This is a genomic window from Vibrio alginolyticus NBRC 15630 = ATCC 17749 (assembly GCF_000354175.2).
Taxonomy (GTDB): Bacteria; Pseudomonadota; Gammaproteobacteria; order Enterobacterales; family Vibrionaceae; genus Vibrio; species Vibrio alginolyticus.
In genome coordinates this window covers 1386496-1398456 of sequence record NC_022349.1, presented here as the reverse complement: position 1 = coordinate 1398456, position 11961 = coordinate 1386496, and the positions used below count along the sequence as shown (strand labels likewise).

The 11961-nt window shown below is 45.8% G+C and carries 11 protein-coding genes and 1 pseudogene; 9 read left to right on the top strand and 3 right to left on the bottom strand.

Annotated features, from left to right (window positions below; genetic code table 11):
* Nucleotides 1-15: 15 nt before the first annotated feature.
* Entirely contained in the window at nucleotides 16-480 is a 465-nt protein-coding gene (gene sixA / locus N646_RS06265; protein WP_005380537.1) for a phosphohistidine phosphatase SixA, read from the top strand.
* A gap of 96 nt (nucleotides 481-576) precedes the next feature.
* Here sixA and smrB read toward each other — a convergent pair.
* A pseudogene (smrB, locus tag N646_RS06260) lies at nucleotides 577-1106 on the bottom strand (endonuclease SmrB).
* 62 nt (nucleotides 1107-1168) lie between these two features.
* On the opposite strand from smrB, the gene prmB reads away from it, so the two are divergent.
* Both prmB and aroC read left to right on the top strand, forming a co-directional pair.
* On the top strand, nucleotides 1169-2101 hold the full coding sequence (gene prmB / locus N646_RS06255) for a 50S ribosomal protein L3 N(5)-glutamine methyltransferase (protein ID WP_005380541.1): 933 nt from the start codon (nucleotides 1169-1171) through the stop codon (nucleotides 2099-2101).
* A 179-nt stretch (nucleotides 2102-2280) separates the two neighbouring features.
* The gene (aroC, locus tag N646_RS06250; RefSeq protein ID WP_017820803.1) at nucleotides 2281-3366 is read left to right on the top strand and encodes a chorismate synthase; all 1086 of its coding nucleotides are present in this window, start codon (nucleotides 2281-2283) and stop codon (nucleotides 3364-3366) included.
* A 223-nt stretch (nucleotides 3367-3589) separates the two neighbouring features.
* Here aroC and N646_RS06245 read toward each other — a convergent pair whose 3' ends face one another.
* Entirely contained in the window at nucleotides 3590-4213 is a 624-nt protein-coding gene (locus tag N646_RS06245) for a trimeric intracellular cation channel family protein (protein WP_005380544.1), read from the bottom strand.
* Between the two features lie 332 nt (nucleotides 4214-4545).
* Here N646_RS06245 and N646_RS06240 point away from each other — a divergent pair, with 332 nt between their 5' ends.
* From N646_RS06240 to N646_RS06230, 3 genes are all read left to right on the top strand, one after another.
* Complete coding sequence (locus N646_RS06240; RefSeq protein ID WP_005380546.1) at nucleotides 4546-5076, top strand: elongation factor P hydroxylase; 531 nt, start codon at nucleotides 4546-4548, stop codon at nucleotides 5074-5076.
* A 25-nt stretch (nucleotides 5077-5101) separates the two neighbouring features.
* Nucleotides 5102-5365, top strand: coding sequence for a YfcL family protein (locus tag N646_RS06235; protein WP_017635933.1), 264 nt, complete (start codon nucleotides 5102-5104; stop codon nucleotides 5363-5365).
* Between the two features lie 146 nt (nucleotides 5366-5511).
* On the top strand, nucleotides 5512-6036 hold the full coding sequence (locus N646_RS06230; protein ID WP_005380552.1) for an NADPH-dependent FMN reductase: 525 nt from the start codon (nucleotides 5512-5514) through the stop codon (nucleotides 6034-6036).
* Between the two features lie 75 nt (nucleotides 6037-6111).
* Here the strand turns inward: N646_RS06230 and mnmC are convergent, their stop codons facing one another.
* The gene (gene mnmC / locus N646_RS06225; RefSeq protein WP_017820802.1) at nucleotides 6112-8130 is read right to left on the bottom strand and encodes a bifunctional tRNA (5-methylaminomethyl-2-thiouridine)(34)-methyltransferase MnmD/FAD-dependent 5-carboxymethylaminomethyl-2-thiouridine(34) oxidoreductase MnmC; all 2019 of its coding nucleotides are present in this window, start codon (nucleotides 8128-8130) and stop codon (nucleotides 6112-6114) included.
* Between the two features lie 128 nt (nucleotides 8131-8258).
* Here mnmC and fabB point away from each other — a divergent pair, with 128 nt between their 5' ends.
* The 3 genes from fabB (at nucleotide 8259) to N646_RS06205 (ending at nucleotide 11954) form a co-directional block, all read left to right on the top strand.
* Entirely contained in the window at nucleotides 8259-9470 is a 1212-nt protein-coding gene (fabB, locus tag N646_RS06220; protein WP_005380557.1) for a beta-ketoacyl-ACP synthase I, read from the top strand.
* Between the two features lie 340 nt (nucleotides 9471-9810).
* Nucleotides 9811-10944: a 4-phosphoerythronate dehydrogenase gene (locus N646_RS06210; protein ID WP_017820801.1), complete on the top strand. Its 1134-nt coding sequence runs from the start codon at nucleotides 9811-9813 to the stop codon at nucleotides 10942-10944.
* Complete coding sequence (locus N646_RS06205) at nucleotides 10941-11954, top strand: aspartate-semialdehyde dehydrogenase (RefSeq protein ID WP_005380562.1); 1014 nt, start codon at nucleotides 10941-10943, stop codon at nucleotides 11952-11954. Before N646_RS06210 ends, N646_RS06205 begins: the two co-directional genes overlap by 4 nt.
* The last annotated feature ends 7 nt before the right edge of the window (nucleotides 11955-11961 follow it).

The window sequence follows — 11961 nt, the reverse complement described above, 5'->3', positions numbered from 1 at the left end:
TCCCTAGGAAATAACATGAAAATATTCATCATGCGTCACGGTGAAGCCGAGCATTTTGCAGATTCAGACGCAGCACGACAATTGACCCCAAGAGGCAGAGTCGAATCAGAAGCGGTTGCGAGAGCCTGTAAAGAACAGGGTTTTGCGCAATTCGATAAAGTGTTGGTGAGTCCGTACATTAGAGCTCAACAAACTTGGCAAGAGATCAGTGCGTATTTCTCTGCAAAAAGCATTGAAACTTGTGAAGATATTACACCTTATGGCCAGTCCGAGCATGTCTTCGATTTCGCAAGTGCGTTAATAGAAGTCGAACAATTGGACTCGCTTTTGTTCGTATCGCATTTGCCTTTGGTCGGTTATCTGACTTCAGAGTTTGTAAAAGACATGACACCACCGATGTTTCCTACATCAGGGCTAGTGTGCATTGAATATGATTTACAAACACAAAATGGTGAAGTGCTATGGCATATTACGCCATAAGTGTCTAAACCAAAATAAGCGTTTGCAAATTAGAGACAGAATAAGAAAGGCAGGAGATCCCTGCCTTTTCGTTTCGTCGTGTCTACAGCAAGCTTGTTACTTTTCAGGAATTGAAAGCAACACTAACAACGCACCATCACCACCAAATTCTAGTGGCGCTTGGTGAAAAGCCATAACGTCAGGATGCTGTGCTAACCAAAGTGGGGCTTTCTGTTTCAGGATGTGTTTCCCAATACCATGTTGCACACACGCACAATGAATCTCGTTTTTGATGCAATAGGCTATCATCGCACCAAGCTCGCGTTTTGCTTCTTGCTGTGTCATGCCGTGCATATCGAGGAACACGTCCGGTACATACACGCCACGACGTAGACGTTTGACTTCATAAGTGGAGACGTCGTCACGTGCATAACGAGTTGGACCTTCATCGTTTAATAGAGGGACAAACTCGTCTGAAAAGTAAAATTCAGAGTCACTCGCTTCACGGTTGGAGCGCTTGATTTCTTTTTGCTTAGTATTTTTTTTGGTTGCTGGATTATGGTATCCTGTCGCAACTTTTTTACGCCCTGTACTGCTTCCTGAAACAAGGCGAAATCGTCATCGTTCTCGGTGTCTTTTTTGCTCATTAGGTAAACAATTTCATTAATAAACTTTATTGGCAGTATTGTAGCGCTTTTCGGAGGCAATTTTGGATAAGATTTTTGTAGAAGAAGCGGTATCGGAACTGCATACCCTTCAAGATATGATTCGTTGGACGGTAAGCCGCTTTAATGCAGCGAACCTGTTTTACGGTCATGGTACTGATAATGCGTGGGATGAAGCAGTTCAGCTTATCCTGCCAACCTTATACTTGCCGATTGATGTGCCTCCGCACGTATTGAACTCTCGCCTAACGACAAGCGAGCGTCTGCGTATTGTTGAGCGCGTAGTAAAACGCATCAACGAGCGTACGCCAACAGCATACCTAACAAACAAAGCATGGTTCTGCGGTCTTGAGTTCTTCGTTGATGAGCGTGTACTTGTGCCACGTTCTCCTATCGGCGAATTGATTCAAGCGGAATTCCAACCTTGGTTGGTGGAAGAGCCTACGCGCATCATGGACCTATGTACGGGTTCTGGTTGTATCGCGATTGCTTGTGCGCACGCTTTCCCTGAAGCAGAAGTGGATGCTATCGACATCTCTACAGATGCTCTACAAGTGGCTGAGCAAAACGTACAAGATCACGGCATGGAGCAGCAAGTGTTCCCAATTCGCTCTGATTTGTTCCGTGATCTTCCAAAAGAGAAATACAATCTAATCGTGTCCAACCCACCATATGTGGATGAAGAAGACATGAACAGCCTGCCAGATGAGTTCACGCATGAGCCTGAGCTTGGGCTAGCTGCGGGTACGGATGGTCTAAAACTAGTGCGTCGTATTCTTGCTAACGCGCCAGATTATCTAACAGATAACGGCATTCTTATTTGTGAAGTCGGAAACTCAATGATTCATATGATGGAACAGTACCCAGAGATTCCATTTACTTGGATTGAGTTCGAGAACGGCGGTCATGGCGTGTTTATGCTAACGCGTGACCAGCTGGTTGAGTGTGCAGAAGAGTTTAAACTGTACAAAGACTAATAGAGTCTTGCACTAAACATCAAAACACCGAGCTTTATGCTCGGTGTTTTTTTATGCATACCTCGCCGATATTAACTCTTTACATCAAAACGTAATAAAGCCACTATGAATCCACGAAGAATTGGAAAGCAGCTATGCTCTGTTTTGAGAGAGCGTGGCGATAAAAACTTGAGGAAGTAATGGCAGGAAACAGTATCGGACAACATTTCCGAGTGACGACATTCGGGGAAAGTCACGGTATCGCACTGGGATGTATCGTAGACGGATGTCCTCCGGGGTTGGAAATTACAGAAGCAGATCTACAAATTGATCTCGACCGCCGTCGTCCAGGCACATCACGTTACACCACACAACGTCGTGAACCGGATGAAGTTAAAATTCTTTCTGGCGTTTTTGAAGGCAAAACCACGGGCACATCGATCGGTTTGCTAATTGAAAACACCGATCAGCGCTCAAAAGACTACTCTGACATCAAAGATAAGTTCAGACCGGGTCATGCTGATTACACTTACCACCAAAAATATGGCATCCGCGACTATCGCGGTGGCGGCCGTTCTTCAGCTCGTGAAACCGCAATGCGTGTGGCTGCTGGTGCAATCGCGAAGAAATACTTAAAAGATGAGTTTGGTGTTGAGATTCGTGCTTACTTGTCACAAATGGGTGATGTATCTATCGACAAGGTAGATTGGAACGAAATCGAGAACAATGCATTCTTCTGCCCTGATGCTGACAAAGTAGAAGCATTTGACCAACTTATCCGTGACCTGAAAAAAGAAGGCGACTCTATTGGCGCAAAAATCCAGGTTGTGGCAACTAACGTGCCTGTTGGTCTTGGGGAACCCGTATTTGACCGTTTGGATGCAGACATCGCGCACGCACTAATGAGCATAAACGCGGTGAAAGGCGTGGAAATCGGAGACGGTTTCGACGTGGTAAACCAAAAAGGCAGTCAGCACCGTGATACGCTTGCTCCTGAAGGTTTTGGTAGTAATCATGCGGGTGGCATTCTTGGCGGTATCTCGACTGGTCAAGACATTGTCGCTAACATTGCGCTTAAGCCAACATCAAGTATCACTGTGCCGGGTGAGACCATCACAAAAGAAGGTGAACCAACTCAGTTGATCACCAAAGGTCGTCATGACCCATGTGTGGGTATTCGTGCTGTGCCTATCGCAGAAGCGATGCTGGCAATTGTGGTGATGGATCATTTACTACGCCACCGTGGTCAAAACCATGGCGTAACAACTGAAACACCGAAGATTTAAGAGCTTTGTGTCATTCCAGCGAGCTATAGCGAGACTAGGAATCTAATTTCAGCACGATGAAAAGAGAAAGAAACATCTCTGACAACAGAGTGCTCGGATAATAGATCCTGAATCATGCTCCTTCGTCGCTGTTCAGGATGACTGAATATAAAATTATGCCACTCACTGAATCGCGGGTGGCACAATTTTATCAGGCAACCTTTTTTGTTTAAGTAGTTTTTGCTTAATGAATCGAGCCTTCGGTTTCCAAATGGAAAGAAGGCAGACGCCACTTAAAGCGCACTGCAGCCATACGCAGCATGTAACCAGTAACCAGTGTAATGATCGTGGCAGTGACATCGGGAACATTAAATTCTAATAGCGCTAAGTACATTCCTGATGCGATAAGAGCGACAGAAGCGTAAAGCTCTTCATGCAGTACCAATGGTGTTTGGCGACAGATTAAGTCACGAAGTAGCCCACCGAATACACCAGTTACTAACGCTGAAACCATACAAATACCAGGGTGCAAGCCCATGCCCATCGCAATTTTTGTTCCGATGATACTAAACACGATTAAACCTAGTGCATCGAGGCGAATGAACAGACCTTTCAGCTTAATCACCCATTTCGCTAAACCTGTTGTTAGCACACCTGCAACACACGTAATTGCAAGGAACTCTGGGTTTTTTACCCAACCAAGAGGGTAGTGGCCTAATAGAATGTCACGTACGGTGCCACCACCAATGGCCGTTGCGCTGGCCACCAACATAACACCAAACCAGTCCATCTTTCTTCTACCAGCACTTAACGCACCTGTCATGGCTTCAGCCGTGATACCAATGATATACAACACACTTAGCAACATAGGGAAACACTCAACGTAAAAAGTCACTACGTTCTACGAGAATCAGCGTAGGCGAAGTAACAACACTTACAAACGGTTCTATCTCTCTTAAAAAGTGATTAAAACCAGCAACATGCTTGTAATCAAACGGCTTAAAAATAGCGGTTTGAACGGCATCAAAATAAGGCGAGAGTGTAGTGGTAAATAAGTACGCTGACGAATGAGAAATTGTATGGAGAAAGCGATGTTCAGATAAATTCAACTAATAACCAAAAATGTGGGGTTGCCTTTACCTCATAGCTAAAAACAGCGACAATATGCAGCGCATGTCAAACTGAAGTACAAACTCGACGATGACCCACGAATACCAAGACTTAATCACCATTTTTAATGACACCTTTTTAGAACAATTTAATACGAAATTAGAGTTAGGTGGTGATGAGCCTATTTATCTTCCTGCTGATGATGAACACCCTCATCATCGGATTATTTTTGCTCGGGGTTTTTACGCCTCTGCTTTACACGAGATCTCGCATTGGTGTGTGGCTGGTCCAGAGCGTCGTTTGCTGGAAGATTTTGGTTATTGGTATGAACCTGATGGGCGAACAGCAGAAGTTCAAGCGGAGTTTGAGAAAGTTGAAGTGCGACCTCAAGCTTATGAATGGATTCTGGCACAAAGCGCTGGCTTCCCTTTTACGGTGAGTTGTGACAATCTACACGGCGATTTTGAACCAGATAGGCTCGGCTTTATGAAAAAAGTGCATAAAGAAGTGCTAGGTATTTTGGACGTTGGCTTGCCTTTGCGAGTGAAAATGCTTTCTGATGCCCTGCGCGCATTTTATCAAACTAAGCCACTGGAAGCGTCGGACTTTTGCGTTAAATAACCACTAATAACCTCAGAGATACACCATGATTATTGAATTTGAAGAAAAACTACTGGAACTGATTGATGCTCGAATTGAAACAGCATCTGACGATGAATTGTTTGCTGGTGGTTATTTACGTGGTCACATCTCTTTATCCGCGGCGTCTTGTGAAGAAGAAGGGATTAGCGATATTACTGAGCTGAAGTCACGCATTGAGAGCAGCTTAGAAAATGCGCGTACCGAGTTAAGCCCGGCCGATCGCGTGATTGTCAGTGATTTGTGGCAGGAGCTCCAGGCTCAGGCTTAGTCCCTAAGCAGCGTTCTCCCTTTATTTAATCCTAGTCATTTACTACTTCGAAAAATTCGAACCTCTCCATAAAATTTTTGTGGTTGTAGCGAAACTGTTCAACTTTTATTCTGATCAGCATAAAACGTGAACAAAGGATTACAACCATGAAAATTGTCGCATTTGGTGCATCTACCAGCTCTACCTCAATCAACAAACTACTTGCTACATACGCAGCAAATCAAGTCGAAGGCGCTCAAGTGAATGTTCTAGACTTAAACGATTATCAAGCGCCAATGTTTAGCGAGGACAAAGAGAAAGAAATAGGTCAAGCTGAAGGGGCTGTCGCGTTTTTACGTGACTTGGCGGAGGCTGACGCTCTCGTTGTTTCCTTCGCAGAGCACAACGGTTCGTACCCAGCGGCCTATAAAAACTTGTTCGATTGGGCGACGCGCATTGAGCGTAATGTATTTCAAAACAAACCTGTCGTTTATTTAGCAACTTCCCCAGGTCCCGGTGGTGCGCAAAGTGTTCTTGCGGCGGCGACAGGTTCTGCACAATTTTTTGGCGCGGATGTAAAGGCATCGTTATCTGTGCCGAGCTTCTACGAAAATTTTGACGTGGAATCGGGTAAGGTTGTAAACCCAGAAGTGGCAGAGCAAGTGAAACAGGCAGTTGCACTGCTGAAGTAATCTCAGTACGAGCGACTTAATGAGTTAGCGATTCCCGACACGTGTCTGTGTCGGGAATCAAAACAGAGAATACTCTTACAGCTCGGTAATGGCTTTGCCTTTTCTTAGTTTACGAACCCACATTCGACTTGGGTGAAGTTCGGTCAATACATCAACCGGTAATGGCAGCGGGTCCCCACAGATCTGGGAGGCCAACACTTCAGCTAATAATGGTGCAGAGCTCAGTCCACGAGATCCTAAACCTAAGAAGCAGAATAGGTTAGGGTACTGATGAATGGTTTCTACCTCTTCTTCTTTTTGATTTTGTAAGTTGGTGTATTGCGTTTTGATCGTCTCAAAGTCACCCACATTTCCGACAAATGGTAAGTGATCTCGGCTAACACAACGAATACCTTGGCGAGATTGATTACCAGTGATATCTACCTCTTTTGCCCATGTTTGATTCGGTACACATTTCACTAGCTTTTCTGCATTATCTTTTTGGGCGTTTTCATCAAATTCGTAGTCAAGGTGACTGCGGTCGTAGCTTGCACCGATACACAAGTGTTGATTACTTGGGTTAACAGGTGTCATGTAACCGTCGTAACACAACACCGTTTTCAGCTGACTCAGCGTTTCGGTTGCTGGCGCATGACTGACTTGTCCTTTCACTTGTCCCATTGGTAGGGAAGCGGTTTGACTCAATGTCTGGAACTCATGGCCGTTCGCAATCACAACCGTTGAGTGCTCAAATGTTTGACCACTCGCTGTTAGTAGCCAGAGCTGACGCTTTTCATCCCAATCTAATGCCTCAACATGGTGTTCAAACTTCGTTGAGAGTAACGACGTCTTCTCCAATTGTTTTATTAACCCACGAGTTAACTCGGCAGGGCACAGCCACCCTCCCATTGGGTAGTGCACAGATGCCATATCAATAGGTAACCCGATAGTGTTCGCAGTCTCCTCGGCGGACAGCTTGTGAATGAGCTCTGGTGTGAAGTTACCCGCAAGTATTTTCTCCAGTTTGTCTGTGGATTTGTCATCCCACATCAACTGAGTTACGCCACACCAGTCATGATCAAAATCGATCTCTTGTGCTGCTTGTTCAACAAACTGACGTGCGAACAAAAATGCAGGAGCAAACACACGCGAAACGCCAGTATGGGGACCGTTCAACAATGGATACACGGCCCCTTGACGATTACCCGACGCTCCTTTGGCTGGTTGTTTGTCTTTACAGTAAAGGGTGACGTTTTGGCCACGACGAACTAACGTTTTCGCTAACGCCGCGCTGGCTATACCACCGCCAATGATGGCAATCGAATCAAGATTGCTAGATGCTGTGCGATTGAACCAAGGGAGATGGTTCGACTGCTTTTCACGTTGCTCCATAGAGCCGGCGATCATTTCTCGCTTAGTGCCGAAACCTTTCACCTTTTTCATTGTAAAGCCAGCTTCGTTCAAACCACGACGTACAAAGCCTGCTGCGGTAAACGTGGCAACTGTACAATCTTGCTTGGCTAGCTTTGCCATGTTGTTGAACAGGCCTTGGTTCCACATCTCTGGGTTTTTGCTTGGCGCGAATCCATCTAAGAACCAAGCATCAATCAAACCTTGTTCGTTGTATGGGACTTGCGGCATGCAGTCTTTAATGTCACCAAACCAAAGGTCGAGTGTGATTGCGCCGTCTTCTAAAACGATGCGATGACACTCCGGCACAGCGGCAGGGTAGTGCTTTTGTAACTTTTCCGCGTATTCAGCTAGCTCAGGCCAAGCTTCATGCGCCTTCTTTAAATCGGCTTTGCTTAATGGGTATTTTTCAAAGCTAATAAAATGCAGCTCTTTCAATGTTGCGTCCGGATGCTGACGACGAAACTCACTAAACCACTGGCATACTGCTAAGAAGTTTAATCCCGTGCCAAATCCTGTTTCACCAATGACAAAACGTCTTTGGTCAAATTCCTGCCATCTTTCTGGGAGATGATTTTGTTTTAAGAAAACGTAGCGTGTCTCTTCAAGACCGTTTACGTTAGAGAAGTAAACATCATCAAATTGGTCTGAAACCGGAGTACCAGCTTCGTTCCAACCAAGTTCTGCGTTTTTTATTGAAGTCATAATGGTGCAAATTTGTGATTTGGCGCGGTAAGAATGGGGCGATTGTACGAATTTATGGGAAAGCTGACCACTTTTGTTGACTATCTTAGTTATCATCTAGCGGATTTTTGAATTATAGGAATGTCATAATGAAACGAGTCGTAATCACCGGTATGGGTATTGTTTCAAGTATCGGTAACAACGTCGAAGAAGTTCTAGCGTCTCTTAAAGCGGGCAAATCTGGCATCACTGCATCTGAGCAGTTCAAAGAACACGGTCTTCGTTCGCAAGTATGGGGTGATCTAAAAATCAACCCGGCGGAACACATCGACCGTAAGCAGATGCGCTTTATGGGTGATGCGGCTGCTTATGCATACCTATCAATGGAGCAGGCAATCGCAGACGCTGGTCTTACAGAAGAGCAGGTTTCAAACGATCGTACCGGTATCGTTGCAGGTTCTGGCGGTGCTTCTGCATACAATCAAACGGTAGCGACAGACACGATGCGCGCCAAAGGCGTAAAGCGAGTTGGTCCTTACATGGTTCCTCGTACTATGTCTTCTACTGTTTCTGCTTGTCTTGCTACGCCATTTAAGATTCGTGGCGTGAACTACTCAATGAGCTCTGCATGTGCAACATCTGCACACTGTATCGGCCATGCTATGGAGCTTATTCAACTAGGCAAACAAGATATTGTTTTTGCTGGTGGCGGCGAAGAGCTAGATTGGTCTCAAACTATGATGTTTGATGCGATGGGCGCACTGTCAACCAAATACAATGACACGCCAGACAAAGCATCTCGTACATACGATGCAGACCGTGACGGTTTTGTTATCTCGGGCGGCGGCGGCATGCTGGTTATTGAAGAACTAGAGCACGCACTGGCACGTGGTGCGAAAATCTACGGTGAAATCGTAGGTTACGGTGCGACATCAGATGGCTACGACATGGTAGCGCCATCAGGTGAAGGCGCAATTCGTTGTATGAAGATGGCGATGCAAGACGTTGATGGTGTGGATTACATCAACACGCACGGCACATCGACACCAGTTGGTGACGTGAAAGAGCTTGGTGCTATCCAACAATTGTTTGGTGAGAACAGCCCTGCAATCTCTGCAACAAAAGCAATGACTGGCCACGCACTCGGCGCAGCGGGCGTGCACGAAGCGATTTACTCAACACTTATGCTAGACAAAAACTTCATTGCTCCAAGCATCAATATTTCAAACTTGGACGAAGCAGCACAAGGTCTGGACATCGTGACAGAAGCACGTGATGCAGAGCTAACGACCGTAATGTCAAACAGCTTTGGCTTTGGCGGCACAAACGCAACTTTGGTTATTAAAAAGTACCAAGGTTAACTGAATTTGTTGGCGCCTTGCGAGAGTACTGTAAACGCCAACAATCCAGTTTCCAGAGCTTGATCAGTCACACTGATCGAACAGACGCAGACTCTATCCCATGGAGAGCGGGATAGGATCCTTTTGTTCTGGAACTTTGCCCGGCTATTTAGCCGGGCTTTTTCTTTTCTCTGTTTCTGCTTTTCTCTAGGCTTCCCGTCAATCGATTCTATAGGAGTTACCTCCTTGAGGTTTATTGGTGTTATATCTTGAGATTTTTCGGGAAAAGGGCACAATCGCTTTAGTTTCGCATCTTGCGAATAAACGAACTCTTACAAATGGATGTTAGAACGCTGGCGCTATGAAAATTATTGTTGATGAAAATATGCCGTATGCTGAAGAGCTATTCAGCCAACTCGGTAACGTAATTCTAAAACCAGGTCGTACACTGACCGCCGATGATTTAGTGGATGTTGATGCCCTAATGATTCGCTCAGTCACCAAAGTTAATGCTGACCTGATCAGCAAAGCAAACAAGCTGAAGTTTGTTGGTACGGCCACGGCAGGCATGGATCATGTTGACCAAGCACTCTTAAAAGAGAAAGGCATTTTCTTCACTGCGGCGCCAGGGTGTAACAAAGTGGGTGTGGCGGAATACGCGTTCAGCGTGATGATGGTGCTCGCTCAGCAACAAGGTTTCTCGGTATTTGACAAGACGGTAGGTATTATTGGTGCAGGCCAAGTAGGTAGCTACCTAGAGAAATGTTTGAAAGGCATGGGTATGAAAGTTCTCATCAATGACCCATTCAAACAAGAGTCTGGTGATCCTCGTAGCTTTACTCCGTTGACAGAACTGATTGAAAGCTCAGACATCATTACACTACATACGCCAATCACCAAAGATGGCCCATACCCAACGCATCATTTGATTGATGAGAAGGTATTAAATGGTCTCCGCAGCGATCAAATTTTGATTAACGCGGCTCGAGGTCCCATCGTTGACAACGCTGCTTTGAAGCAACGTCTTTTGAAAAATGATGGCTTTACAGCGGCACTCGACGTATTTGAATTTGAACCAGAGGTTGATATGGAGCTTCTGCCTCTGCTAGCATTCGCAACCCCTCACGTTGCAGGCTACGGCTTGGAAGGGAAAGCTCGCGGTACAACGATGATTTTCAACAGCTACTGTGAGTTCTTAAATAACGAATTACGTGCGCATGCCAGCGATTTACTGCCAACCGCGCCTGTTCCTACTATGGTATTGGACAGAGCTTGGGACGAAGCAACACTGCATAACATCACGCAGTTAATCTATGATGTGCGTAGAGATGACGCTCTTTTCCGCCGTGAAATCAGTAAGCCAGGCGCTTTTGACCTGATGCGTAAAAACTACTGGGATCGCCGTGAATACAGCGCTGTCACGCTAGTGGGTAACAAAACATGTAACCTTGCTCCATTAGCAGAACTAGGTTTTCAGATTGAGGTAAGTCAATGAGCCAGCAATATAATGTTGCCATTTTAGGTGCGACCGGTGCGGTCGGTGAAACAATTTTGGATGTGCTTCAAGAGCGCAAATTCCCAGTAGGCGAAATCTTCCTACTCGCGAGTGAGCGCAGCGAAGGCAAGACTTATCGCTTCAATGGTAAAACGGTACGCGTTCAAAACGTAGAAGAGTTCGATTGGTCTCAAGCGCATATCGCACTGTTTTCTGCTGGTGGTGAGCTATCAGCCAAGTGGGCTCCAATTGCCGCTGATGAAGGCGTGATTGTTATCGACAATACATCACACTTCCGTTACGAGTACGACATTCCTCTTGTTGTGCCAGAAGTAAACCCAGAAGCGATTGCAGAGTTTCGTAACCGTAACATCATCGCGAACCCGAACTGTTCAACCATCCAAATGCTGGTGGCACTAAAACCAATTCACGATGCGGTGGGCATTGAGCGTATTAACGTATCAACTTACCAATCGGTGTCTGGTGCAGGCAAAGCGGGTATCGATGAGCTAGCAGGTCAAACGGCGAAGCTGCTAAACGGTCTGCCAGCAGACAAGAAGCAATTCTCTCAACAGATCGCGTTTAACTGTATTCCACAAATCGATCAAATGATGGAAAACGGCTACACCAAAGAAGAAATGAAAATGGTGTGGGAAACACAGAAGATCTTTAACGATCCATCAATCACAGTCAATCCAACGTGTGTACGTGTTCCTGTATTCTACGGTCACGCAGAAGCACTTCACATTGAGACTCGTTCACCTATCGATGCACAAGAAGTCGTTAACTTGCTTGAGCAAACTGACGGTATCGAAGTGTTCCACGGTGAAGACTTCCCTACACAAGTTCGCGATGCGGGCGGTAAAGACCATGTAATGGTTGGCCGTATCCGTAACGATATCAGCCATCATAGCGGCGTAAACCTGTGGGTTGTTGCTGATAACGTGCGTAAAGGCGCGGCAACTAACGCGGTGCAAATCGCAGAAGTTCTGATCCGCGATTACTACTAAGTCGCTT